This is a genomic window from Streptomyces sp. NPDC031466 (assembly GCF_055581265.1).
Map to the genome: position 1 here is coordinate 180,913 of NZ_JBVIJT010000009.1, position 23,759 is coordinate 204,671.

At 71.4% G+C, this 23,759-nt stretch carries 21 protein-coding genes and 2 tRNA genes; 16 read left to right on the top strand and 7 right to left on the bottom strand.

Going from position 1 to position 23,759, the window contains the following annotated elements:
- The first annotated feature begins 111 nt into the window (after window positions 1-111).
- The 4 genes from ACZ5GP_RS23365 to ACZ5GP_RS23380 all read left to right on the top strand — a co-directional run bounded on the left by ACZ5GP_RS23365 (window position 112) and on the right by ACZ5GP_RS23380 (window position 5,423).
- A complete protein-coding gene (locus tag ACZ5GP_RS23365; protein ID WP_468752870.1) occupies window positions 112-3,057 on the top strand; it encodes a UPF0182 family membrane protein in 2,946 nt (981 codons plus the stop codon).
- Between the two features lie 50 nt (window positions 3,058-3,107).
- A tRNA-Met gene (locus ACZ5GP_RS23370) sits at window positions 3,108-3,181 on the top strand.
- Between the two features lie 240 nt (window positions 3,182-3,421).
- On the top strand, window positions 3,422-5,272 hold the full coding sequence (locus ACZ5GP_RS23375) for a tetratricopeptide repeat protein (RefSeq protein WP_468752681.1): 1,851 nt from the start codon (window positions 3,422-3,424) through the stop codon (window positions 5,270-5,272).
- 77 nt (window positions 5,273-5,349) lie between these two features.
- Window positions 5,350-5,423: transfer RNA gene (locus tag ACZ5GP_RS23380), tRNA-Met, on the top strand.
- Window positions 5,424-5,595: 172 nt separating this feature from the next.
- On the opposite strand, the gene ACZ5GP_RS23385 is transcribed toward ACZ5GP_RS23380, so the two are convergent.
- Complete coding sequence (locus ACZ5GP_RS23385; RefSeq protein ID WP_358698329.1) at window positions 5,596-6,012, bottom strand: Fur family transcriptional regulator; 417 nt, start codon at window positions 6,010-6,012, stop codon at window positions 5,596-5,598.
- 177 nt (window positions 6,013-6,189) lie between these two features.
- Between ACZ5GP_RS23385 and ACZ5GP_RS23390 the strand changes: the two genes are divergently transcribed.
- Entirely contained in the window at window positions 6,190-7,641 is a 1,452-nt protein-coding gene (locus ACZ5GP_RS23390) for a catalase (protein WP_468752682.1), read from the top strand.
- Window positions 7,642-7,709: 68 nt separating this feature from the next.
- Here the strand turns inward: ACZ5GP_RS23390 and ACZ5GP_RS23395 are convergent, their stop codons facing one another.
- On the bottom strand, window positions 7,710-8,114 hold the full coding sequence (locus ACZ5GP_RS23395) for a CBS domain-containing protein (protein ID WP_468752683.1): 405 nt from the start codon (window positions 8,112-8,114) through the stop codon (window positions 7,710-7,712).
- A 225-nt stretch (window positions 8,115-8,339) separates the two neighbouring features.
- Window positions 8,340-9,140, bottom strand: coding sequence for a histidinol-phosphatase (gene hisN / locus ACZ5GP_RS23400; RefSeq protein WP_468752684.1), 801 nt, complete (start codon window positions 9,138-9,140; stop codon window positions 8,340-8,342).
- 143 nt (window positions 9,141-9,283) lie between these two features.
- On the opposite strand from hisN, the gene ACZ5GP_RS23405 reads away from it, so the two are divergent.
- A complete protein-coding gene (locus tag ACZ5GP_RS23405) occupies window positions 9,284-9,889 on the top strand; it encodes a TetR/AcrR family transcriptional regulator (protein WP_468752685.1) in 606 nt (201 codons plus the stop codon).
- A 25-nt stretch (window positions 9,890-9,914) separates the two neighbouring features.
- Here ACZ5GP_RS23405 and ACZ5GP_RS23410 read toward each other — a convergent pair whose 3' ends face one another.
- From ACZ5GP_RS23410 to ACZ5GP_RS23425, 4 genes are all read right to left on the bottom strand, one after another.
- Window positions 9,915-10,238 (bottom strand): DMT family transporter, encoded by a 324-nt coding sequence (locus ACZ5GP_RS23410; protein ID WP_358588995.1) that lies wholly within the window; start codon window positions 10,236-10,238, stop codon window positions 9,915-9,917.
- Window positions 10,239-10,351: 113 nt separating this feature from the next.
- Window positions 10,352-11,362, bottom strand: a complete 1,011-nt coding sequence (gene rsgA / locus ACZ5GP_RS23415; protein ID WP_468752871.1) for a ribosome small subunit-dependent GTPase A — start codon at window positions 11,360-11,362, stop codon at window positions 10,352-10,354.
- Window positions 11,363-11,379: 17 nt separating this feature from the next.
- Window positions 11,380-12,714: a 3-phosphoshikimate 1-carboxyvinyltransferase gene (gene aroA / locus ACZ5GP_RS23420; protein WP_468752686.1), complete on the bottom strand. Its 1,335-nt coding sequence runs from the start codon at window positions 12,712-12,714 to the stop codon at window positions 11,380-11,382.
- Window positions 12,715-12,746: 32 nt separating this feature from the next.
- Window positions 12,747-13,469: a M50 family metallopeptidase gene (locus ACZ5GP_RS23425; RefSeq protein WP_468752687.1), complete on the bottom strand. Its 723-nt coding sequence runs from the start codon at window positions 13,467-13,469 to the stop codon at window positions 12,747-12,749.
- 49 nt (window positions 13,470-13,518) lie between these two features.
- On the opposite strand from ACZ5GP_RS23425, the gene ACZ5GP_RS23430 reads away from it, so the two are divergent.
- The 10 genes from ACZ5GP_RS23430 (at window position 13,519) to ACZ5GP_RS23475 (ending at window position 23,722) form a co-directional block, all read left to right on the top strand.
- Window positions 13,519-14,343 (top strand): SOS response-associated peptidase, encoded by an 825-nt coding sequence (locus ACZ5GP_RS23430; RefSeq protein WP_468752688.1) that lies wholly within the window; start codon window positions 13,519-13,521, stop codon window positions 14,341-14,343.
- Window position 14,344: 1 nt separating this feature from the next.
- Window positions 14,345-15,001 carry an alpha/beta hydrolase family protein gene (locus tag ACZ5GP_RS23435; RefSeq protein ID WP_468752689.1) on the top strand — a complete coding sequence of 219 codons (657 nt, stop codon included), beginning with the start codon at window positions 14,345-14,347 and terminating at the stop codon, window positions 14,999-15,001.
- 232 nt (window positions 15,002-15,233) lie between these two features.
- The gene (gene sigR / locus ACZ5GP_RS23440) at window positions 15,234-15,908 is read left to right on the top strand and encodes an RNA polymerase sigma factor SigR (RefSeq protein WP_030780923.1); all 675 of its coding nucleotides are present in this window, start codon (window positions 15,234-15,236) and stop codon (window positions 15,906-15,908) included.
- Window positions 15,905-16,225: a mycothiol system anti-sigma-R factor gene (rsrA, locus tag ACZ5GP_RS23445; RefSeq protein WP_358588985.1), complete on the top strand. Its 321-nt coding sequence runs from the start codon at window positions 15,905-15,907 to the stop codon at window positions 16,223-16,225. The genes sigR and rsrA overlap by 4 nt, the downstream gene beginning before the upstream one ends.
- Window positions 16,226-16,362: 137 nt before the next feature.
- Window positions 16,363-17,736 (top strand): HD-GYP domain-containing protein, encoded by a 1,374-nt coding sequence (locus tag ACZ5GP_RS23450; RefSeq protein WP_468752690.1) that lies wholly within the window; start codon window positions 16,363-16,365, stop codon window positions 17,734-17,736.
- 41 nt (window positions 17,737-17,777) lie between these two features.
- Window positions 17,778-19,031 carry an HD-GYP domain-containing protein gene (locus ACZ5GP_RS23455; protein WP_468752872.1) on the top strand — a complete coding sequence of 418 codons (1,254 nt, stop codon included), beginning with the start codon at window positions 17,778-17,780 and terminating at the stop codon, window positions 19,029-19,031.
- Window positions 19,032-19,168: 137 nt separating this feature from the next.
- The gene (locus tag ACZ5GP_RS23460; protein WP_358582621.1) at window positions 19,169-20,149 is read left to right on the top strand and encodes a tetratricopeptide repeat protein; all 981 of its coding nucleotides are present in this window, start codon (window positions 19,169-19,171) and stop codon (window positions 20,147-20,149) included.
- Between the two features lie 135 nt (window positions 20,150-20,284).
- Entirely contained in the window at window positions 20,285-20,935 is a 651-nt protein-coding gene (gene def / locus ACZ5GP_RS23465; RefSeq protein WP_468752691.1) for a peptide deformylase, read from the top strand.
- A 301-nt stretch (window positions 20,936-21,236) separates the two neighbouring features.
- Window positions 21,237-22,349 (top strand): epi-isozizaene synthase, encoded by a 1,113-nt coding sequence (gene cyc1 / locus ACZ5GP_RS23470; protein WP_468752692.1) that lies wholly within the window; start codon window positions 21,237-21,239, stop codon window positions 22,347-22,349.
- On the top strand, window positions 22,346-23,722 hold the full coding sequence (locus ACZ5GP_RS23475) for a bifunctional albaflavenone monooxygenase/terpene synthase (RefSeq protein ID WP_468752693.1): 1,377 nt from the start codon (window positions 22,346-22,348) through the stop codon (window positions 23,720-23,722). The genes cyc1 and ACZ5GP_RS23475 overlap by 4 nt, the downstream gene beginning before the upstream one ends.
- Window positions 23,723-23,759: the final 37 nt, after the last annotated feature.

A 23,759-nucleotide genomic window follows, 5' to 3' on the forward strand; every position in this document is an offset into this window, starting at 1 on the left:
GGAACCGAGTAAAGCGTGAGTAAGTTGCATAGGTGTGGGTCCGCGATCTCGGGGGCCTGACGGACCAACGAATCAACAGCGAACTTCGAGGTGCGCACCTTGGCTTTCCAGATGCCGGACCGCGGCGGAGGCCCGTCGGGGCCACGGATCAGAGTGGGCCGACCCTCCCGTCGCGTCCGGACCCTGCTCATGACACTGGGCGTGCTGGCCGTGCTGGCCATGGCCTTCGTCATGTTCTCCGGGTTCTGGACCGACTGGTTGTGGTACCGCTCGGTCCATTACTCATCGGTCTTCACGACGACCCTGTGGACCAAGATCGGCCTCTTCTTCGTCTTCGGCCTCATCATGGCGGCCGCGGTCGGCGTGAACATCTGGCTGGCGCACCGGCTGCGCCCGCCGCTGAGCGCCATGTCGATGGAGCAGCAGAGCCTCGACCGGTACCGCATGGGCATCGCCCCGTACAAGAAGTGGCTGCTGATCGCGATCACGGCCCTGGTGGGCCTGATCGCGGGCGCGTCCGCGGCGGGACAGTGGCGCACCTGGCTCCTCTGGGTCAACGGTGTGCCCTTCGGCCAGAAGGACCCGCAGTTCCACATGGACGTGGCGTTCTTCGCGTTCGACCTGCCCTGGTACCGCTTCCTGCTGGGCTTCGGCTTCGCGGCCACGGTGCTCTCCCTGGTCGCCGCCGCCCTGACGCACTACCTGTACGGCGGGCTGCGGATCACCAGCCCCGGCGCGCGCGCGACCGCGGCGGCGACCGGCCACCTCTCGGTGCTGCTCGGCGTCTTCGTCTCCCTCAAGGCCGTCGCGTACTGGCTCGACCGGTACGGCCTCGCGGTGAAGTCCAGTGACTTCAAGGCGACGGGCAACTGGACCGGCCTGAGGTACGTCGACGCGAACGCGTACCTGCCGGCGAAGACGATCCTGTTCTGCATCGCCGTCATCTGCGCCCTGCTCTTCTTCGCGACGCTGTGGCGGCGCACCTGGCAGCTGCCGGTCATCGGTTTCGGCCTGATGGTGCTTTCGGCGATCCTCATCGGCGGGCTCTACCCCGCGATCGTCCAGAAGTTCCAGGTCCAGCCGAACGAGCAGGCCAAGGAAGCGCCGTACATCGAGAAGAACATCGAGGCGACCCGTGACGCCTACGGCATCAACGGTGTGAAGCCCGAGGACTACCGGGGCGCGGGCAAGGTCGACGAGGACCGCCAGAAGAAGCGCGAGAACGCGGACTCGGCGGCCAACTACCGGCTGAACGACCCGAACATCGTTTCGCCCACGTTCCAGCAGCTGGAGCAGGAGCGCAGTTACTACCAGTTCCCGCGGACGCTGGACGTGGACCGCTACAACGGCCAGGACACCATCGTCGGCCTGCGCGAGCTGAACGTGAACAAGCTCGACAAGCGGAACTGGATCAACGACCACTTCGCCTACACCCATGGCTACGGCGTCGTCGCCGCCAAGGGCACGGAGACCAAGAAGGGCTCCAAGGGAGCCCCGGCGTTCACCGAGTCCGGCCTGCCCACCACGGGTGAGATGAAGGACTACGAGCAGCGGATCTACTACGGCGAGAAGACGACCCAGTACTCGATCGTGGGCGGGCCCCAGAAGGAGCTCGACTACGAAGAGGACGGCGGCGGTCAGAAGACCTACAGCTACAAGGGCGACAGCGGGGTCAACCTCTCCAACCCGATCAACCGCGCGGCGTACGCGGTCTCCTTCGGGGAGCCGCAGATCCTGTACTCCGGAGCGATCGGCGAGGGCTCGCGGATCCTGTACAACCGCACGCCCAAGGAGCGCGTCGAGGCGGTGGCCCCCTGGCTGACGATCGACGGTGACGTCTACCCGACGGTGGTCGACGGCCGCATCCAGTGGGTGGTCGACGCCTACACGACCACCAACGGCTATCCGTACGCCTCGCGCACCACGCTCGGCGACACCACGGCCGACTCCTTGTCGCAGGAGGACAGCCAGCGCACGGTGATCGCCCAGCAGAACCAGGTCAACTACATCCGGAACTCGGTGAAGGCGACCGTCGACGCGTACACCGGCGACGTGAAGCTCTACACCTGGGACGACAAGGACCCGGTCCTGAAGACCTGGAAGAAGGCGTTCCCGGGCACCGTCAAGGACAAGAGCGAGATCCCGCCGGCGCTCAAGGACCACCTGCGCTACCCGCAGGACATGTTCAAGGTGCAGCGCGAGCTCCTCACGCTCTACCACGTCACGGATCCGGGCCAGTTCTACAACGCGAGTGACGCCTGGCAGGTGCCGAACGACCCGACGAAGAAGGACGACAGCGCGGTCCCGCCGTACTACCTGTCCATGAAGGCGCCGGGCCAGAACCAGCAGCAGTTCGCACTGACGACGACGTTCACCCCGAGTGAGCGGCCCAACCTGCGGGCCTTCATGACGGTCGACGCGGACGCCAGGAGCGAGAACTACGGCCGGATGAAGCTGCTGAGAGTGACGGGCGACGTCGACGGCCCTGAACAGGTGCAGAACAAGCTGAACTCCATGACGGAGGTCGGCAACTTCGTCCGCGACATGAAGGGCGCCGACTCCGACGTCCTCTACGGCAATCTGCTGACCGTGCCACTGGACGACGGCTTCCTTTACGTCGAGCCCGTCTACGTGCAAGGACGCAAGTCGGCGTATCCCCTGCTGAAGAAGGTGGCCGTCTCCTACGGCACGGAGACCGTCTTCGCGGACACCCTGGGCGAGGGCCTGGACCAGGTCTTCGGCGCGGCCGGCGGCACCAAGCCACCGGCCGAGGACCAGGACGGGGACGCGGACGAGCCGACCAAGCCGCCGAAGAAGAACGATCCGACGGTCCAGGCCGCGCTCGACGACGCCCAGAAGGCGTTCGAGGACGGCGAGAAGGCCATGAAGAGCGGCGACTGGAAGAAGTACGGCGAGGCGCAGGACCGCCTCCAGGAGGCACTGGAGCGGGCCGAGGACGCGTCGGCCGCGGCGGCGAAGAAGGACGACACCGCCGGCGGCACGGACAAGAACGCGGACAAGCCCTCCGACAAGGAAGCCGACAAGAGCGCCGACTAGCAGCTGGTCAAGGAGCCACCTCGCGCCGTGGTACGGTTTGAACACAACGGCGCGGGGTGGAGCAGCTCGGTAGCTCGCTGGGCTCATAACCCAGAGGTCGCAGGTTCAAATCCTGTCCCCGCTACTGCAAGGTGAAGGCCCGGATCCTTACGGATCCGGGCCTTTGTCGTGTGTCGCGGTGTCCGCCGTGGGATCGCGGGTGTCCTATGTCGACTCGCGCGAACGGCGCGCTGACGGGGGAGAGTTGGGGGATCTGTGTTTCACTTATCTCTCTGTGGGCATGTCGACAAAACGCCGAAGTGACTTCACTGGCTGTGGGTATACGCGGTATATGCGGTGTACCCAGGTTGCGGGTGGTGCGACGATGGACGTTATGGGGGACAAGGCAACTCTGTTGGATACAGGGCGGTTTGTGCAGGCGGCCGACCGGGAGGAAGATCCCGGGACGGTCGCCGAGGAGATGCGCCATCGGCTGGCCGCCGAGGCCGGGGATGTCGACGCCATGAGCGTCCTGGGAAGCCTGCTGCTGCGTCGCGGCGATCTGGACGGGGCCGAGTCCATGCTGCGCGCGGCGACCGCCGAGGGCGACCGCGCCGCCGCCAACAACCTCGGCGTCCTGCTCCACCAGCGCGGCTACGCCGACGAGGCGGCCGGCTGGTGGCGGGTCGCCGCCGTCGCGGGATCCGCCGCGGCCGCCCACGCGCTCGGCCGCTACCACCGCGAGCGGGGCGACGAGCCCGCCGCCGAGTACTGGCTGCGCCAGTCCGCCGAGCAGGGCCACACCCTGGGGGCGTACGCCCTCGCCGACCTGCTGGAGCACCGCGGGGACGTCGGCGCCGAGCGCTGGCTGCGGGTCGCCGCCGAGCGCGGCCACCGCGAGGCCGCGTACCGCCTGGCCCGTGCGCTGGACCGACGGGCGGCGGCGGAGCGCGGCGAGCCCATCGAGCGCGGCGAGAGCCCGGTGCGGGCCGGCCGCGCCGCGCGCGAGGGCGGCGGCACGCACACCCCGGCCGGCGAGGCCGAGCAGTGGTACCGGCAGGCCGCCGCGCGCGGCCACCGCAGGGCCGCGCTGCACCTCGGCGCGATCCTGGAGCACCGCGGCGAGCTGAAGGAGGCCGGCCGCTGGTACCTGAACTCGGCCAAGGACGGCGAGGCCAGGGCGGCCTGCGCCCTCGGCTTCCTGCTGCGGGACGCGGGCGACGAGGAGAGCGCCGCCGTGTGGTGGCTCAAGGCCGCCCAGGACGGTGACGGCAACGCCGCGAACGCGCTGGGCGCGCTGCACGCCGAGCGCGGCGAGACCCAGACCGCCGAGCGCTGGTACCGCGCCGCGATGGACGCGGGCGACGTGAACGGCGCGTACAACCTCGGGCTGCTCTGCGCCGAGCAGGGCAGGACCTCGCAGGCCGACCAGTGGTACCGCCGCGCCGCGTACGCGGGCCACCGCGAGGCCGCCAACGCGCTGGCCGTGCTGCTGCTCCAGGGCGGGGACGCGGCCGGCGCCGAGCCGTGGTTCTCCAAGGCCGCCGAGGCGGGCAGCGTCGACGCGGCGTTCAACCTCGGAATCCTGTACGCGAGCCGTGGCGACGCGGCCTCCGCCCTGCGCTGGTACGAGCGCGCGGCCGCCGCCGGGCACACCGACGCGGCCCTCCAGGTCGGCACCGCACGGCTGCGCGAGGGCGACGAGCAGGAGGCCGAACGGCATCTGCGGTGCGCGGCCGGGGGCGGCAGCGCGGAGGCGGCGTACCGGCTCGGGACGCTGCTCGACGCGCGTCGCGCCGACGCGGCACCGCCTGCTCTCGGCGAGCCCGCGGCGGAGAAGACCGAGTGCGAGGAGTGGTACGAGCGCGCGGCCGAGCAGGGCCACCGGCGGGCCCAGGTCCGGGTCGGCATGCTGGCCGCCGGCCGGGGAGACGTCGTCGAGGCGGCGCGCTGGTACCGCAAGGCCGCCGAGGCCGGCAGCCGCAACGGCGCCTTCAACCTCGGGCTGCTCCTGGCCCGCGAGGGCAGCGAGCCCGAGGCCGCCCTGTGGTGGACGCGGGCTGCCGACGCCGGGCACGGCAGGGCCGCGCTGCGGCTCGCCCTGTTGTACGCCCGGCGCGGGCAGCTGGCGCAGGGGCAGCGCTGGGCCTCGCGGGCCGTGGAGCTCGGCCCCGCGGAGGTCGCGGAGCGGGCGGGCCGGCTGCGCGAGGCGCTGCGGCAGGAACTGTCCGCGTAGACATCCCGGGGCCACCCCGCCCCCCCCGGAACGGATTTGCGCTGGTCGCAGGCCTGCCGTACTGTTGTGTTCATCGACGCGGGGTGGAGCAGCTCGGTAGCTCGCTGGGCTCATAACCCAGAGGTCGCAGGTTCAAATCCTGTCCCCGCTACTGAAGGCCGAAGGCCCGGAATCCCAGGATTCCGGGCCTTCGGTGTTTCCGGGACCGCGTGCGTGCGTCAGTCAGTCGCGGGACGCGCTCGCGGGACGCGCGAGACGAAGGGCCCGGCACCTCTCGGTGCCGGGCCCTTCGTGCCACGCGGAATTCGTGAACGCGGGAGGGCTCAGGCCGTCGCGCAGTCCGGGCAGACGCCCCGGTAGGTGACCTCCACGCCCTCGACCGTGAAGCCGAAGCGCTCCGAGTCGGGGAGGCTGGTCAGCGGATTGCCCGTGGGGTGCACGTCCCGGATGGCGCCGCAGCGGGCGCACACCAGGTGGTGGTGGGGTCGGTGGGCGTTCGGGTCGTAGCGCTTCGCGCGGCGGTCCGTGGCCACTTCCAGGACCTCGCCGAGGCTCACCAGCTCGCCCAGGGTGTTGTAGACCGTCGCCCGGGAGATCTCGGGCAGCTTGTCCGTGGCGCGGGCGTGCACCTCGTCCGCCGTGAGGTGGACGTGCTCCCCGTCGAGCACCTCGGCCACGACGCGCCGCTGCGCTGTCATGCGCCAGCCGCGTCCGCGCAGTCGTTCCAACAGGTCACTCATGAAAACCAGCCTAACAGGCGGGGGCGCCAGTCCCGAACGGGTGTGACTTTGGATGTTCACTTGACTTAGACAAAGTCTATCGTAGGATTAATTACGACGTTGGTCAGAGGACAGGCATTGGCCAAGGGACAGCACCCGCAGGAACCACCCGCAGGGTTGATGACGCAGGAGGCGCACGTGACGCAGGGACCCCTCACCACGGAGGCCGGCGCGCCGGTGGCCGACAACCAGAACAGCGAGACGGCGGGCGTCGGCGGGCCGGTTCTGGTGCAGGACCAGCTGCTGCTGGAGAAGCTCGCCCACTTCAACCGCGAGCGGATACCGGAGCGCGTGGTGCACGCACGCGGTGCGGGCGCCTACGGCACCTTCACCCTCACCCGTGACGTCTCGCAGTGGACGCGGGCGAAGTTCCTCTCCGAGGTCGGCAAGCAGACGGAGACGTTCCTGCGCTTCTCCACCGTGGCGGGCAACCTCGGGTCGGCCGACGCGGTGCGCGACCCGCGGGGCTGGGCGCTGAAGTTCTACACCGAAGAGGGCAACTACGACCTCGTCGGCAACAACACCCCGGTCTTCTTCATCAGGGACGCCATCAAGTTCCCCGACTTCATCCACACCCAGAAGCGGGACCCCTACACGGGCTCGCAGGAGGCGGACAACGTCTGGGACTTCTGGGGGCTCAGCCCCGAGAGCACCCACCAGGTGACCTGGCTCTTCGGCGACCGGGGCATCCCCGCCTCGTACCGCCACATGGACGGCTTCGGCTCGCACACGTTCCAGTGGAACAACGAGGCGGGCGAGGTCTTCTGGGTCAAGTACCACTTCAAGACCGACCAGGGCATCAAGAACCTCACCCAGGCCGAGGCCGACAGGCTCGCCGGCGAGGACCCCGACTCCCACCAGCGCGACCTGCGCGAGGCCATCGAGCGGGGCGAGTACCCGACGTGGACCGTGGGTGTGCAGGTCATGCCGGCGGCCGAGGCGGCGACGTACCGCTTCAACCCGTTCGACCTCACCAAGGTGTGGCCGCACGCGGACCACCCGGTCATCGAGATCGGCAAGCTGGAGCTCAACCGCAACCCGGAGAACGTCTTCGCCGAGGTCGAGCAGGCCATCTTCAGCCCCGCCCACTTCGTGCCGGGCATCGGCCCCTCGCCGGACAAGATGCTCCAGGGCCGCCTCTTCGCGTACGGCGACGCCCACCGCTACCGCGTCGGCATCAACGCCGACCACCTGCCGGTGAACCGCCCGCACGCCGCCGAGGCGCGCACCCACTCCCGCGACGGCTTCCTGTACGACGGCCGCCACAAGGGCGCGAAGAACTACGAGCCGAACAGCTTCGGCGGGCCGCACCAGACCGATCGCCCGCTGTGGCAGCCGGTCCCGGTGACCGGCGTGACCGGCGAGCAGGCCGCTCCGATCCACTCCGAGGACAACGACTTCGTGCAGGCGGGCAACCTCTACCGCCTGATGACCGAGGACGAGAAGAACCGGCTGGTCGAGAACTTGTCGGGCTTCATCGCCAAGGTCTCGCGCGACGACATCGCCGAGCGCGCGATCAACAACTTCCGCCAGGCGGACGCCGACTTCGGCAAGCGGCTGGAGGCCGCGGTCCAGGCCCTGCGCGGCTGACCAGTCCCACTTGCCGGGGAATGACGGCGGGCCGGATCCCCTCGGGGCCCCGGCCCGCCGCCGTTTTCTCAGACCGTCATCCGCTGCGCCGCCGCGCGTCGCACCGGCGCCCAGCAGCGGATGATGTCGCGGACCGACACGATGCCCGCGGGCTCGCCCGCGTCCAGGACGATCAGGTGCCGGAAGCCGCCGTGCGCCATGGCGTCCGCCGCCTCCTCCAGGGTCCACGCGGGGCTCGCGAAGACGACGTCGGTCGTGGTGTGCGTACCGGTGATCTCGGTGTCCGGACTCTGGCCGAGAGCCAGGGAGTTGAGGACGTCGCGCTCGGTCAGGATGCCGAGCCCGCAGGTGTCGGGGTCGAGGACGACGGCGGCGCCGACGCGGCGCGCCGACATCAGCGTGGCCGCCTGGCGCAGGGTGTGGGTGGGGCCGATGGTCAGGACCACCGTGCTCATGGCGTCGCGGACGTGCATGGGCGTGAGCCACCTCCTTGGTGAATCCGCGGTCTCCCGGTGGGCGAAGGATTGCCTCCGCTCCCGGCTCGGAGAACGGATTCACAAGTGCACAAGTGTGGGGACTCTCAATGTGGCAGGCGGAGCGGGGGCCAACAAGAGGGCGCGCGTGGTCAGTTCGGGGCATCCGGGCAGAACGCCCGTGGGATGTCCGAACGGCAGCGCTGATTCAGCTCAGTACCGCGCTCAGTACCGCTGGTTGAGATAGCCCAGCAGTTCGTCGTGCAGCAGGCCGTTCGACGCCGCCGCGTTGCCGCTGTGCGGGCCCGGCCGGCCGTCGAGGCCGGTGAAGCTGCCGCCCGCCTCCGTCACCACGATCGCGTTCGCCGCCATGTCCCACAGGGACAGCTCCGGCTCCGCGCAGATGTCGACCGCGCCCTCCGCCACCATCATGTACGGCCAGAAGTCGCCGTAGGCACGGGTGCGCCACACCGCACGGGTGAGGTCCATGAACCCGTCGAGGCGGCCCTCCTCCTCCCACCCGGAGAGCGAGGAGTAGGCGAAGGAGGCGTCCGAGAGCTGCGAGACCTTCGAGACGTGCAGCCGGGTCGCCGAGGTGAGGCTGCGCCCCGTGTACGCGCCGCCGCCCTTGGCCGCCCACCAGCGGCGGCCGAGCGCGGGCGCGGAGACGACGCCGACGACGGGTTCGTAGCCGCCCTCGCCCGCCTCCATCAGGGAGATGAGCGTGGCCCAGACCGGCACACCGCGTACGTAGTTCTTGGTGCCGTCGATCGGGTCGATCACCCAGCGGCGCGGGCCCGTGCCCTCGATGCCGTACTCCTCGCCGAGGATCGCGTCGCGCGGCCTCGCGCGCTGCAGCTGGGAGCGGATCAGCTCCTCGGCCGCCTTGTCGGCCTCACTCACCGGCGTCATGTCCGGCTTGGTCTCGACCTTGAGATCGAGGGCCTTGAACCGGTCCATGGTCTGGGCGTCGGCGGCGTCCGCGAGGACATGGGCGAGACGCAGATCATCGTGGTAGTCGGGCATGGGTGAACAGTATCGAGCCCGGTCGAGGCGGGCCACAGCGCCCGATCCGGCCCGCTCGCGCGGGCTCGCGCGGGAGCCCTTGACAGTGCCCGCGAGCGCGTCAACTCTGGCAGCCGGAGCCGCTTCGACCCGGGGAGGCGGGGATGCCCGCAGCACGGGAATCCTTACTGGACGCGGCCTTCACGGCGCTCGCCCGCAGACCGTGGCCGGGTGTGCGCATGGTCGAGGTCGCGGCGGTCGCCGGGGTGTCCCGGCAGACCCTCTACAACGAGTTCGGCAGCAAGGACGGCCTCGCCCGCGCCCTCCTGCGCCGTGAGACCGACGGCTATCTGCACGGCGTCGAACGCGCGCTCGCCGAGGAACGCGAACCGGCCGACCGCCTGGCCGCCGTCGCCGCTTGGACGGTGGGCGCCGCACGCGGCAACGCGCTCGTGCGGGCCGCGCTCACCGGCTGCTGGAGCGATCGGCTGCCCACGCCGAGCGGGGCCCCCGGGGCCGCGTCGCCGGTGCCCGCGCAGCGCCGCGCGGACGCCGGGGTGCCCTCGGCGGCGGAGCTGCTCGCGCTGGTGCGCGACCGCGCGGTGACCGCGCTCGGCGGCCGGGGCAGGCCGCGGGACCCGGACCTCGCCCTCGCCTGCGAGAGCGCCGTCCGCCTCGCCCTGTCGTACGTGGTCGCGCCCGCCCGCGACGACGACGACCCCGCGGAGGTGGTCCGCGGGGCCATAGGGCGCTGGGTCGCCCCCCGGTGACCGATCGGTGGCGCCGGGCGGGTCGTCAGTGCGCGGAGCCGGACAGCTGGAGCCCGATCACACCGATGATGACGAACGAGATCGAGACGATCTTGAGCGTGGAGACCAGGTCACCGAGGAAGATCATGCCGTAGATCGCGGTGCCCGCGGCGCCGATGCCCGTCCAGACCGCGTAGGCGGGTCCGACGTCGAGCTTCCTCAGCGCCAGGGTGAGCAGGCCGAAGCTGCCGAGCGCGAAGCAGGCGAACGCGATCGTCGGCCAGAGCCGGGTGAAGCCGTGCGACAGCTTCAGACAGACCGCGAAGCCGGTTTCCAGAAACCCCGCCACGATGACCAGCAGCCACGCCATGTCCCTGCCTCCCGCACTCGCCCACGACTCCGCGGCCGCTTTCGTCCGGCTCGATCCGGCCTGGTGCGAGTATGCATCTACCTGGTGCCGCGCCGGCGCAAACACCGGCCGGGTCAGTCGTCCTCGCGCCGCTCGCGCGTGGCCAGCAGCCGGCGCAGGGAGTACAGGCGCTGCGGATCGGCGTGCCCGTCGGCGACCCAGGCGTCCAGCGCGCAGTCCTTCTCGTCATGGCTGCAGCCGCGCGGACAGCCCTCCGTCCCGGGCTCCAGGTCGGGGAAGGCGAGGATGACGCGCGACGGGTCGACGTGGTTGAGCCCGAACGAGCGCACGCCCGGGGTGTCGATCACCCATCCGCCCACCTCCGCCAGCGGCAGCGCGAGCGCGGAGGTGGTGGTGTGCCTGCCGCGGCCCGTGACCGCGTTGACGTGCCCGGTCGTGCGCCGCTGCGCCTCGGGCACCAGCGCGTTGACCAGCGTCGTCTTGCCCACCCCGGAGTGCCCGACGAAGGCGGTGACCTTGCCGTCGAGCAGCTCGTGCACCCGCGCCAGCTCCGCGCCGTCGGTGAACTCCTCACGGCTGGTTACCACGTAGGGGATGTCGAGGGTGGAGTACGTCTCCAGGAGCTTGTCGGCGGAGGCCAGATCCGACTTGGTCAGCACGAGGATCGGTTCGAGCCCGCCGTCGTACGCGGCCACGACGCACCGGTCGATCAGGCGCGGGCGCGGCTCGGGGTCGGCGAGGGCGGTGACGATGGCGAGCTGGTCGGCGTTGGCGACGACCACCCGCTCGTAGGGGTCGTCGTCGTCGGCGGTGCGCCGCAGGACGGAGGTGCGCTCCGCGATCCGCACGATCCGCGCGAGGGTGTCCTTCTTCCCGGACAGATCCCCGACGACCGCGACCCTGTCACCCACCACGGCGGCCTTGCGGCCCAGCTCGCGGGCCGTCATGGCCATCACGATCCGGTCGTCGACCAGCACGGTGAGGCGGCCCCGGTCGACGGTGAGGACCATGCCCTCGCAGGCGTCCTCGTGCTTGGGCCTGATGTGGGTGCGGGGGCGGTTGCCCTTGCGGTTGGGGCGGACGCGGATGTCGTCCTCGTCGGGGTTCTTGCCGTAGCGGCGCATGGTCGTCGTACCGCCCGTCAGCCGTTCCCGAGCATGGTCGTCCACAGGTCGGGGAAGTCCGGCAGGGTCTTCGCCGTCGTCGCGACGTTCTCGATCCGTACGCCGTCCACCGCGAGGCCGATGATCGAGCCGGCGGTCGCCATGCGGTGGTCGTCGTAGGTGTGGAAGACGCCGCCGTGCAGCGGGCGCGGCCGGATGTGCAGGCCGTCGGCGGTCTCGGTGACGTCGCCGCCGAGTTCGTTGATCTCCTTGGTGAGCGCGGCCAGGCGGTCCGTCTCGTGCAGCCGCAGGTGGGCGACGCCGCGCAGCGTGGACGGGGAGTCGGCTAGGGCCGCGACCGCCGCGATGCCGGGGGTCAGCTCGCCGACCTCGCCGAGGTCGACGTCGAGGCCGTGGATCGAGCCGGAGCCGGTGAACACCAGGCCCTGCTCGGTCAGTTCGCAGGAGCCGCCCATCTCCGTGAAGATCTCGCGCAGCGCGTCGCCGGGCTGGGTGGTGTGCGCGGGCCAGTCGGGGATGGTGACCGTACCGCCGGTGACCAGGGCCGCGGCGAGGAACGGCTGGGCGTTGGAGAGGTCCGGCTCGATGGTCAGATCGCGGCCGAGCAGCGCGCCGGGGGTCACCCGCCACACGTTGGGCTCGCCGCCCGCCTCCGGGGTGTCCACCTGCGCGCCGGCCGAGCGGAGCATGTCGACGGTCATGCGGATGTGCGGCATGGAGGGCAGCGCGCCGCCCACGTGACGCACCTCCACGCCCTGGTTGAAGCGCGGGCCCGACAGCAGCAGGGCGCTCACGAACTGGGAGGACGACGAGGCGTCGATCTCGACCGGCCCGCCGTCCAGGGCGCCGCCGCCGTGCACGGTCAGCGGCAGCGCGCCGCGGCCGTCGTCGTCGATCCGGGCGCCGAGCACCCGCAGGGCGTCGATCACACCGGTCAGCGGCCGCTCGTAGGACCGGGGATCGCCGTCGAAGCGGATCGGACCGTCGGCGAGGGCGGCGACGGGGGGCAGGAAGCGCATGACCGTGCCGGCGTTGCCGACGTCGACCGTGGCGGGGCCGTGCAGGCCCGAGGGGATCACGCGCCAGGCCTCGCCGGAGCCGCCCGCCGCGGAGGAGCTGGAGGACACCGTCTCCTCGATGCCGACGCCCATCGCGCGCAGGGCACCCGCCATCAGCAGCGTGTCGCGGGAGCGCAGCGGGCGGCGCAGCCAGCCCGGCTCGGCGGCGAGCGCGGCCAGCACGAGCGCGCGGTTGGTGACCGATTTCGAACCGGGTACGTGGACCGTCGCGGTGACGGCTCCGCTTGCGTGCGGGGCTGGCCAGAGGGCGGTGTGCGCCGGGGTTTCGGTCATGCCCTCACTTTAGTGGCTGCCACGGACCCCGCTCAGACGTCGAGGAGCCAGCGCGCCCCTCCCATCAGGCAACAGAGCGAGACGGTGTGGAAGAGGAAGAGCCACATCCCGGCGGGCACGTGGGTGAGCCGCGAGAGCTGGTCCGCGTCCGAGTCGCCCGCGCCGCCGTGCCGGCGCTTGGCCTGCAGCTCGAAGGCGGGGCGCACCCCGCCGAGGAGCAGGAACCACACCACCGCGTACGCGAAGGCCGCCTGGACGTCCGTGTCCGCCAGCCAGGAGACGAGCAGGAAGGTGCCGCCGGTCAGGACCACCGTCAGGGCGCCGTACGCGTTGCGGATCATCACCAGCATCACGACGAGCAGCGCGGTGGCGAGCCACAGCAGCGCCGTGATGCGCCCCGAGGAGAGCAGCGCCGCGCCGCCGAGGCCGAGCAGCGGGGGAGCGGTGTAGCCCGCCGCCGCGGTGAGGATCATGCCGAGGCCCGTGGGCCTGCCCCGCGAGACGGTCAGGCCCGAGGTGTCGGAGTGCAGCCGGATGCCGTCGAGGCGACGCCCGGTGAGCAGCGCGACCAGGCCGTGGCCGCCCTCGTGCGCGATGGTGATGGCGTTGCGGGCCAGACGCCAGACGCCGTGCGGCACGACGACGGCGAGGGCCACCAGGCCGGCCCCGACCACCAGCCACTGCTCGGGCGCGGACTGCGTGCCGAAGACGCGGTCCCAGAGGGCGGCCAGGCCGGCGTTGGCGGTGCTTTCCATGGGCGGAACTGGCTCCTCTGGGGGATCGGGTCGTGGCAGTCTGGCACGTATGTGCGGACGGTATGCATCGAGTCGTGGGCCCGAGGACCTCGCGGGGATCTTCGAGGTGGAGAAGTGGCAGCCCGATGAGGAGGGGGAGGAGCTGGTCCCCGATTTCAACGTGGCCCCCACCAAAGAGGTCTACGCGGTGCTCGATCGTCCCTTGAAAGACGCCGAGGACCCGGCTCCGGTTCGCCAGCTGCGTACGCTCAAGTGGGGCCTCGTCCCTTCCTGGTCCAAGACGCCCGAGGGCGGCGCCCGGATGATCAACGCCCGTGCCGAGACCGTGCACGAGAAGCCCTCCTACCGCCGCGCCTTCGCCGCACGCCGCTGTGTGCTGCCCGCCGACGGCTATTACGAGTGGCTGACCGCGCCCGAGGAGCGGCGGCTGGAGGTCGAGGGCAAGAAGAAGCGGCCCCGCAAGCAGCCGTACTTCGTGACCCCCGCCGACGGTTCCGTCTTCGCCATGGCGGGCCTCTATGAATTCTGGCGGGACAAGACCCTGCCCGACGAGCACCCCCTCGCCTGGTGGGTGACCTGCACGGTGATCACCACGGAGGCCGAGACGACCCCGCTCGCCGTCGCCCCCGAGGAAGGCCCGCGCTCGCTCGCCGACATCCACCCGCGGATGCCGCTGATGCTGACGCCCGACCGCTGGGACGCTTGGCTCGACCCGTCGCGCACCGACGTCGAGGACCTGCGCCCCCTCCTGGCGCCGCCCCCGCCCGGCCTGATGCGGGCCTACCCCGTGTCCACGGCGGTCAGCAACGTACGCAACAACGGCCCGGAGCTGCTGAAGGAGCTGGACGGCCCCGAAGAGGGCACACTCTTCTGACGTGACGCACGAAACACACCCGCCCCAGAGCGAGACCGTCGAGACCGACGCCGGCCGGGCGCGGATCACCTGGCACCCGGCGAAGGGCAGGCCCCGCCTCCTGCTGGCCCTCGGCCACGGCGCCGGCGGCGGCATCGAGGCCCGCGACCTGGCGGCCCTCGCCGCCGCGCTGCCCGCGCACGGCGTGAGCGTCGCCCTCTTCGAGCAGCCCTGGCGGGTCGCGGGCAAGAAGCTGGCGCCCGCCCCCAAGACGCTGGACGTCGGCTGGCGGGGCAGCTGGCCCGCACTGGAGAAGCGGGGGCTCCCGGTGATCTCCGGTGGCCGCAGCGCCGGTGCCCGCGTGGCCTGCCGCACGGCCACCGAGCTGGGCGCCGCCGCCGTGCTCGCCCTCAGCTTCCCCCTGCACCCCCCGGGCAGGCCCGAGAAGTCCCGCGCCGACGAGCTGCTCGGCGCCGGGGTGCCCACCCTGGTCGTCCAGGGCGGGAACGACCCCTTCGGCAGGCCCGCCGAGTTCCCTGACGGCGCGTACGAAAGGGTGGAAGTGCCGTACGGCGATCACGGTTTCGCGGTGCCGAAGAAGGCGGACCTGACCCAGGAGGAGGCCGTGGCGATCATCACGGACGCCGTCACACGGTGGGCGGGAATGCTGGCCGCGTGACCTCTGTTGTCGCGAACAGACGGTGAACACCGTCGCAGACGTGTTCGTACGAGAGGGAGTCCGCCGCATGGGTTCGACCATCTGCCCGAACCGCTCCAGCGCCGCTGACCTGGAGTGGACGGTCTTGAGCGCACCCAAAAACGCAACTATTCGGGCGGCGCGCGGAGCGGATCGTCGTCTATCCTCCGATTCGAGTGGGGCTGCTTTCGGCCTCGTCACGTCGTTGGAGGAGGTGGGTCCGGTCACAGGGACCGACGCAGGGACCGAGCACGGCCAGGCGGAGCGCCCCGAAGAGGGTTCTGAGACGGCCGCGGAGCGCACGGCCCGTTTCGAGCGGGACGCGCTGACGTTCCTCGACCAGATGTACTCCGCCGCGCTGCGCATGACCCGCAACCCGGCGGACGCGGAGGACCTGGTCCAGGAGACCTACGCCAAGGCGTACGCGTCGTTCCACCAGTTCCGCGAGGGCACCAACCTCAAGGCGTGGCTGTACCGCATCCTCACGAACACCTTCATCAACTCCTACCGCAAGAAGCAGCGGGAGCCCCAGCGCAGCGCCGCCGAGGAGATCGAGGACTGGCAGCTCGCGCGCGCCGAGTCGCACATGTCCACCGGTCTGCGCTCCGCCGAGTCGCAGGCGCTCGACCACCTGCCCGACTCGGACGTGAAGCAGGCGCTCCAGGCGATCCCCGAGGAATTCCGCATCGCCGTCTATCTGGCCGATGTAGAGGGCTTTGCGTACAAGGAGATCGCGGACATCATGGGGACACCCATCGGTACGGTGATGTCCCGGCTGCACCGCGGCCGACGCCAACTGCGCGGCATGCTGGAGGACTACGCCCGTGAGCGCGGGCTCGTCCCGGCCGGCGCCGGCGAGTCGAACGGAACGAAAGGCTCGGGCTCATGAGCTGCGGAGAGCCGCACGAGACTGACTGCAGTGAAGTCCTGGACCATCTCTATGAGTTCCTGGACCACGAGATGCCGGACAGCGACTGCACCAAGTTCGAGACGCACTTCGAGGAGTGCTCGCCGTGCCTGGAGAAGTACGGCCTGGAGCAGGCGGTGAAGAAGCTGGTCAAGCGCTGCTGCGGCCAGGACGACGTCCCGATCGACCTGCGGGCCAAGGTCATGGGGCGCATCGACCTCATCCGCTCCGGACAGGCCGTGCCCGACCAGGACGTCAGCCAGGACACCGCACCGGGAGTGCGGGCCTCGGAGGCGTGAAACGCCGCAGCGTCACTCGAATGTGCTAATTCGCCGCCGTCGGGCGCTGACCGCGAGATGGCCGTTCTAATCTCCGGAGCTGGGTCTCGCGACCCGGACGACTGGGTCGCAGGACCTGGAACGGGGAGGAGAACTCCATGCGGTCGGTGCCGGCGTGGGCCCGCGTGTACATCCTGGGCGTCGCCCTGGCCGGTGCCGCCTGCCTCGCGCCGGCCCTGAGCGGCGGCCGCACCCCCTGGCCCGCCGTCGCGCTCCTCGCGGTGCTCTACGCCGGGTGCGAGCAGACCGGCCGGTGCCGCTTCATCGGGCGCCGTGTCCCTGGCGGCCTCGGCACCTTCTTCCCGGTGCTGCTCGCCGGGGTGTTCCTGCTGCCGCCCTCGGCCGCCGCCCTCGTCGCCGTGCCGGGCGCGCTGTTCGCCCGCATCGACCGGCGTCCGCGCCGGGTGCGCCGCCTGTGGCGCGGCGCGCAGCTCGTCCTCGCCACCTGGACCGCGGCACACGTGTACGGCGCGCTCGGCGGACCCGCCGCCCGCGCCGCGTGCGACTTCCCGCACGTCCTTGGGCCCACCGGTGCCGCCGTCCTCGGCTTCTGCGTTGTGCTCGCCGTCCTCGACGCCGGGATCCTCGCGACCGCCGAGAGGCTGCCGCTGCGGACCGCCTGGCGCGGACTCCTGCCGCGCTCCCTCGCGCCCGTGGCGGTGCACGGACTCGCCGGGCTGATGATGGCGGTCCTGTGGACCAGCCCGTACGGGCCCCCGGCAGCGCTGCTCGTGCTGCTCCCGATGGGCGTCTCGTGCTGGGTCTTCGCGCAGTACCACCGGGAGCGGGCCGCCCACCAGGCCACCATCCGCGCACTCGTCCAGGCCGTCGACCTCAAGGACAGGTACACCCGCGGCCACAGCGAGCGGGTCGGCCGCGCCTCGGTCATGATCGCGCGGGAGCTGGGCATGGACGACGAGCGGGTCGAGGTCCTGCGGTTCGCCGGCATCCTGCACGACGTCGGCAAACTCGGCGTGCCCACCCGCCTGCTGCGCAAGGACGGCCCCCTGACGCCCCAGGAGCGGCGCGTCATCGAACTCCACCCCGAGTACGGGCACGAGATGGTGCGCGGCATCGGCTTCCTCGGCGAGGCGCGGGCGGCCATCCTGCACCACCACGAGCGGATCGACGGCAGCGGCTACCCCTACGGCCTCGCCGGGCGGCAGATCCCCGAGTCCGCCCGGGTGGTGGCCGTCGCCGACGCCTTCGACGCGATGACGTCCACCCGGTCCTACCGGCGTGCCCGGCCGGTGTCCGCCGCACTGGAGGAGCTGGCCCGGTGCGCCGGAGAGCAGTTCGACCCCGCGATGGTCGCCGCCCTCACCCGGGCGCTCGGCCGGGACGGCTGGCATCCGGAAGTCACCTCCGACGTCCCGGCCCGCGACCTGGGGCACGGCCCCGACCCGGGCGGAAACGTACCGCCCGCCCGCCTCGCCGGCACGCCCGCGGCGCGCGGGCCGGGCGCCCCGTGACGGCGTACGCCGGGGGGCGTGCCGCCTCCCGCGCACTGCGGTTGCCCACCACGGTGGCCCGCGCCCTCGCCGGCCTGCTCGCCGTCGTCTCACTCACCTGGACCCTGTGGCACGGCGTCGCCGAACGGCCGGTCGCGCTCGCCTTCGGGGTGCTGATCACGCTCGGTGAGCTGGCCCGGTGGGGCAGCGGGGGCAGCGAGAGCGAGCGGGAGCCCGCACCGCTCGGGGCCGCGGGCGCCCTGGCGTACGCCCTGCTGGGGCAGAACGCCGGAACGGCCACGCACCACGGCGCGCTCCAGGTGATCGCCGTGGTCGTCGCGGCCGCCCTGGTGGGCGCCGTGCCGCATGTGGCACTCGGCCACGGGCCCATGCCCGACGACATGGCGCGGCGCGTGCTGACCGTCGCGTTCGCCGCGGCCTGCTTCCAACCCCTGTACAACGCGGGCAAGTTGAAGCACTGGGTCGGCCACGGCCCCTGGTTCGCGCTCGTCATCGTCGCCCTCCTCGTCCTCACCGCGCTCTGCGACGCCGTACTCGCCGCCGCGCTGGCGCGCGCCCGCACCCGCTGGCCGTTCGGGCCGCTCCTGCGCGACGAACTGCGGGCCATGCTCGGCATCGGCTCGGCCGTCTGCGCGACGGGGGCCGTGATGGCGCTCGCGGTCGCCGTGGCCGGCCTGTGGGCGCTGCCCGTGTTCAGCCTCCCGCTGCTGCTCACCCAGCTCTCCTACCGGCGCTACGCGGCGGTGCGGGCCACCTACCGGCAGACCATCGCGTCGCTGGCCAGGGCCACCGAGATCGCCGGGTACACCCCGCAGGGGCACGCCCACCGCGTCGCCGGGCTCAGCCGGGCCGTCGGGCGGGACCTCGGGCTCTGCGGGCAGGACCTCACCGTTCTCGAGTACGCGGCGCTGATGCACGACATCGGGCAGCTCTCCCTCGTCGACCCCGTGCCCGAGGGCGCCACCGCCGCCCTGCCCGAGGAGCAGCAGCGCCGCATCGCCCTGCTCGGCGGCGCCGTCGTGCGCCAGACCGGGGTGGACTCCGCGGTGGCCGTCGTCGTGGAGCGCCAGGCCGACCCCTACTGCCACCAGCCGCTCACCGCCCGTATTGTGCGCACGGCGAACGCGTACGACGAGATGGCGCGGGGAGAAGGACCCACGGGGGCGCTCGGCGGGCCGCTGCACGCCTTGGAGAGGCTGCGGCTGGGCACCGGCCGCGACTATCAGCCCGAGGTCGTGGAGTCCCTGGCGAGGGTGGTGTCCAGGGGCGGCCTTAGCTCGCCCCCGGCTGGGTAACCCATGGGTAATGAGCGGCTGTCCGACCGTACGTGGTTGGATGCGAAGAAGAGGGTGCGCGGGGGCATCGACCCGACGCCGCGCCTTCGCAAGATGGGACTCCACAAATCGTGACAGGCGGGAATCAGGCGGGAATCGTGAGGATCTTCGGCAAGGGACGGCACCGGCCCTCCGCCTCATGGCGGCAGGCGACCGACCGCGCCTTCACGCTGATCGGCGACGGCCGGTACGAGGACGCGGGAGCGCTGCTCACGCGCGCGGCGGATCTCGAACCCTGGCTGTCCGAGTCCTGGTTCAACCTCGCGCTCCTGCACAAGTTCCGGCACGACTGGGAGCAGGCGCGGGCCGCGGGACTGCGGGCCGTGGCGCTCCTGGACCGCTCGGCGGGCGCCCCGGACTGGTGGAACGTGGGCATCGCGGCGACGGCGCTGCAGGACTGGCCACTGGCCCGCCGCGCCTGGCAGGCGTACGGCCTGAAGGTGCCCGGCGGAGTCGCGGCGTCCGGCGAGCCCTCGGGCATGGAGCTGGGCAGCGCGGCCGTGCGGCTCTCCCCGGAGGGCGAGGCGGAGGTGGTGTGGGGCCGCAGGCTGGACCCCGCCCGCATAGAGGTGCTGTCCATCCCGCTGCCCTCCTCCGGGCGCCGCTGGGGCGAGGTCGTGCTGCACGACGGCGTCCCGCACGGCGAGCGGACGACGGCGGCCGGCCACTCGTACCCCGTCTTCGACGAGATCGAGCTGTGGGCGCCCTCACCCGTGCCGACCTGGGTGGTCCTCCTGGAGGCCGCCACCGAGGACGACCGGGACGCGCTGGAGCGGCTCGCGGCCGACGCGGGCTTCGCCGCCGAGGACTGGTCCTCCTCGGTGCGGCTGCTGTGCCGCATGTGCTCGGAGTCCCGGATGCCGAGCGATGAGGGCGACGGCGAGCACCTGGACCCGCACGACCACAGCGAGCCGGGCCACCCGGGCCCGCTCGGCCACCGCAGCCCGGGGGCGGTCTGGGTGCCGGAGCGCGAGTGCGGCATCGCCGCGCCCGCCGCCCTGGTGCGCGGGCTCCTCGACAGCTGGGTCGCGGACAGCCCGGACTCGCGCGACTGGCGGGACCTCGAAGAGGTCTGCTGACGTGAAGAGGACTGTTGACCTGAAGAGGACTGTCCACCCGCAGTGGACTGCCGACCCGAGAAAGCCGGTCGGCACTTCGCCGTAGGCTGTACCGGCACAAACTCTTGAGGGTTTCACGGAAGGCTTACGGCGGACATGGCGCAGGACACTGAGCAGCAGGCCTCCGGCGGGGTGCTCCCCGTCGACGACGAGGGCTTCGTCATCGACACGGAGGACTGCGAGGAGCGCGAGACGGCCTACCGCGAGCGCGGCACGTCCCGGCCGATCACGGTCGTCGGCAACCCGGTCCTGCACAAGGAGTGCACGGACGTCACGGCCTTCGACGACGACCTCGCCAAGCTGGTCGACGACATGTTCGCCAGCCAGCGCACCGCCCAGGGCGTGGGCCTCGCGGCCAACCAGATCGGCGTCGACCTGAAGGTCTTCGTCTACGACTGCATGGACGACGAGGGCGTGCGCCACGTCGGCGTGGTCTGCAACCCGGTCCTGACCGAGCTGCCCGCCGAGCGCCGCCGCCTGGACGACTCGGGCGAGGGCTGCCTCTCCGTGCCCACCGCCTACGCCGATCTGGCCCGCCCGGACTACGCCGAGGTGACCGGCCAGGACGAGAAGGGCAACCCCATCAAGGTGCGCGGCGGCGGCTACTTCGCCCGATGCCTCCAGCACGAGACGGACCACCTGTACGGCTACCTCTACATCGACCGCCTCTCCAAGCGGGAGCGCAAGGACGCGCTGCGCCAGATGGCGGAGGGCACGCCGCGCTACCCCGTCGTGCCGAACGACTGACGGGCGCGACGCCTGAGCGGCGCGGGACCCGCGCGACACGAGCGGCCCCCGGCCGGGAACCTTCCCGGCCGGGGGCCGCTGGCATGAGGCGCTCACCTGTGCGAGCGAAACCGGCTGACGAAGATCCATATTCGGTCACGTACGGGGACGTTCTCGGCACTCGGGGGTAGTGAATGGCGCAAAACTGTTCCCTGAACGGTCAGTTGTGGTGCTGAATGGAAAGCGCGGGGATACGCAACGGCGCGCGCCCGGCACAGCGAGAGGGGCGTGCGCCGCTCAGGCGGCTGAAAGGGGTTTGTCCGTGCCTGCATATTCCGGAAGCACTTCACAGACACAGCCACACACACAGGCGGTATCGGTCCCACCGGCGCTGGCCCTTCCGGTGATCGAGGCCGCGTTTCCGCGTCGCCTGCATCCGTATTGGCCAAAGCTTCAGGAGAAGTCCAGGAGCTGGTTGCGCGAAATGCGGCTCATGCCGCCGGACAAGGTCGAGCGGTACGCGGACAGCCTCTGCTACACCGACCTGGTGGCGGGCTACTACATTGGCGCACCGGACGCGCTGCTGACCGCGATAGCGGACCTCAGCAGCTGGTTCTTCGCCTGGGACGACCGGCACGACCGGGACTCCGTGCACGGCAGGGCGGAGCAGTGGCGGCGGCTGTGCCAGGGCCTGCACGGCGCCCTGGACGCCCCCCGGCTCCACCTGCGCCACCGCGACCCGCTGATCGCCGGGTTCGCCGACTGCGTCCGCCGCCTGTACTCCTTCCTCGGACCCAGCTGGAACACGAGGTTCGCCCGCCACTTCCACCCCGTGATCGACGCCTACGACCAGGAGTTCGAAAACCGGCGCGGCGGCGCGGTCCCCACCGTCGAGGCGTACGTGGAGCTGCGCCGCCTCACGTTCGCGCACTGGGCGTGGATCGACCTGCTCGAACCCACCGCGCGCCGCGAACTGCCGCGCTCCATAAGGAAGCACCCCGCGTACCGGCGGGCGGCCCTGGCCACCCAGGACTTCTCGGCCTGGTACAACGACCTGTGCTCGCTCCCCAAGGAACTCGCGGGAGACGAACTGCACAATCTCGGCATCAGCCTCATTCACCACGAGGGGATGACACTCGAAGAAGCCGTCCGGGAAGTCCACCGGCGAGTCGGTCGGTGCGTCACCGATTTCCTCGCGGCCGAACAGGAAGTGCTGCAACTCGTCGAGGAATTGACCGACGGAACCGTCGAAGGAAAAGAGCTCGCGGACGCGGTGAAATCCTGCGTCTTCAACATGCGGAACTGGTTCTCTTCCGTGTACTGGTTCCATCACGAATCCGGCCGCTATCGGGTGGACAGCTGGGACGACCGGTCCATTCCCCCGTATGTCACGGAAGACGTCCTGGCGGAAAACGAACTGGTGGGTGAGGAATGAGCGTCGAATCCGCGACACCCGCGCCGGCCGCCCCGGGGTCCGGCCCGCTGCGCACCCCGCCGCTGGTCCGCGGCGCTGTCCCCGTACTGGGTCACGCCTGGCACCTGGTGCGCGACCCGCTCGGCTTCCTGTCCGCGCTGCGGGACCATGGAGACCTCGTACGGATCCGGCTGGGACCGAGGACCGCCTACGCGGTCTGCGACCCCGAACTCGTCGGCGCGATGCTCAAGCGCCCCGAGTTCATCGTCGGCGGACCGCTGTGGGACACCCTCGAAGTGCTCCTCGGCAAGGGCGTGGCGACCAGCAACGGCAAGCTGCACCGGCGCCAGCGCCGGATGATGCAGCCCGCGTTCCGGCCCGAGCGGATCGCCGACTACGCCAAGGTGATGGAGGAGGAGGCGCGCGCCACGGCGGCCCGCTGGCGGCCGGGCGCCACGGTCGACGTGAGCGCGGAGATGTTCCGCACGGCCGTGCGCATCGTCTCGCGCTCGCTCCTGGAGGTCGACTCGATCGGCGAGAAGGCGGACCGCATCGCCGACTCGCTGCACACCGTCTTCCAGGGCCTCTACCGCCGGATGGTGCTCTCCGTCGGGCCGCTCTACCGCGTACCGACCCCCGCCAACCGGCGCTTCGGGAACGCGCTGGCCGATCTGCACACGCTGGTCGACGAGATCGTCCGGGAGCGCCGCGCGGCCGGCCCCGGCGGCCCGCAGGACCTGCTCGCGGAATTGCTGCGGGCCAGGGACGATTCCGGGGAGCCGCTGACCGATCAGGAGATCCACGATCACGTGGTTTCCCTCGTCGTCGCCGGAGCGGAGAATGTCGCGTCCACACTGGCATGGACGTTCCATCTGCTCGCCGAACACCCGGAGCAGGAAAGGCGGTTGGTTGAAGAAGTAAATTCCGTGGCCGGGGATCGCGCGATCACATTCGCCGATCTGGGATCCCTGCCGCACCTGCGCAATGTCATCACCGAGGCGATGCGCGTACGCCCGGCCGCCTGGATATTCACGCGCCGGTCCGTGACCGAGGCCGAGCTGGGCGGCTATCGCATTCCCGCCGGCGCGGACATCGTCTACAGCGTGTACGCGATGCAGCGCGACCCGCGTTCCTTCGAGCGGCACCTGGAGTTCGACCCGGACCGCTGGCTCCCCGAACGCGCCCAGGAGGTACCGGAGTTCGCGATGATGCCGTTCAGCGTCGGCAACCGGAAGTGCCCCGGGGACCACTTCAGCCTGGCCGAGCTGGCCCTGATCCTGGGCACGGTGGTGCCGAGGTGGCATCTGGCGCCGGTCGCGGAGACCGACACGGGCACGCGGGTCGGCATCACCCTGCACCCCAAGCGGCTCGTCCTGCGCGCCGAGCCGCGCTGAGCGGCCGGGTGGGCCCGCCCCGCCCCCCGTGACGGGG

What these genes read in the sequence shown, in the direction of transcription:
- ACZ5GP_RS23410 (WP_358588995.1), bottom strand. Translation starts at nt 10,238, where the DNA reads ATGGCGTGGCTGCTGGTCATCGTGGCGGGGTTTCTGGAAACCGGCTTC.
- def (WP_468752691.1), top strand. Translation starts at nt 20,285, where the DNA reads ATGGCGCAGGACACTGAGCAGCAGGCCTCCGGCGGGGTGCTCCCCGTC.
- ACZ5GP_RS23405 (WP_468752685.1), top strand. Translation starts at nt 9,284, where the DNA reads ATGCCCGCAGCACGGGAATCCTTACTGGACGCGGCCTTCACGGCGCTC.
- ACZ5GP_RS23450 (WP_468752690.1), top strand. Translation starts at nt 16,363, where the DNA reads ATGCGGTCGGTGCCGGCGTGGGCCCGCGTGTACATCCTGGGCGTCGCC.
- aroA (WP_468752686.1), bottom strand. Translation starts at nt 12,714, where the DNA reads ATGACCGAAACCCCGGCGCACACCGCCCTCTGGCCAGCCCCGCACGCA.
- ACZ5GP_RS23430 (WP_468752688.1), top strand. Translation starts at nt 13,519, where the DNA reads ATGTGCGGACGGTATGCATCGAGTCGTGGGCCCGAGGACCTCGCGGGG.
- ACZ5GP_RS23395 (WP_468752683.1), bottom strand. Translation starts at nt 8,114, where the DNA reads ATGCACGTCCGCGACGCCATGAGCACGGTGGTCCTGACCATCGGCCCC.
- ACZ5GP_RS23365 (WP_468752870.1), top strand. Translation starts at nt 112, where the DNA reads ATGCCGGACCGCGGCGGAGGCCCGTCGGGGCCACGGATCAGAGTGGGC.
- ACZ5GP_RS23425 (WP_468752687.1), bottom strand. Translation starts at nt 13,469, where the DNA reads ATGGAAAGCACCGCCAACGCCGGCCTGGCCGCCCTCTGGGACCGCGTC.
- rsgA (WP_468752871.1), bottom strand. Translation starts at nt 11,362, where the DNA reads ATGCGCCGCTACGGCAAGAACCCCGACGAGGACGACATCCGCGTCCGC.
- hisN (WP_468752684.1), bottom strand. Translation starts at nt 9,140, where the DNA reads ATGCCCGACTACCACGATGATCTGCGTCTCGCCCATGTCCTCGCGGAC.
- rsrA (WP_358588985.1), top strand. Translation starts at nt 15,905, where the DNA reads ATGAGCTGCGGAGAGCCGCACGAGACTGACTGCAGTGAAGTCCTGGAC.
- ACZ5GP_RS23375 (WP_468752681.1), top strand. Translation starts at nt 3,422, where the DNA reads ATGGACGTTATGGGGGACAAGGCAACTCTGTTGGATACAGGGCGGTTT.
- ACZ5GP_RS23385 (WP_358698329.1), bottom strand. Translation starts at nt 6,012, where the DNA reads ATGAGTGACCTGTTGGAACGACTGCGCGGACGCGGCTGGCGCATGACA.
- ACZ5GP_RS23475 (WP_468752693.1), top strand. Translation starts at nt 22,346, where the DNA reads ATGAGCGTCGAATCCGCGACACCCGCGCCGGCCGCCCCGGGGTCCGGC.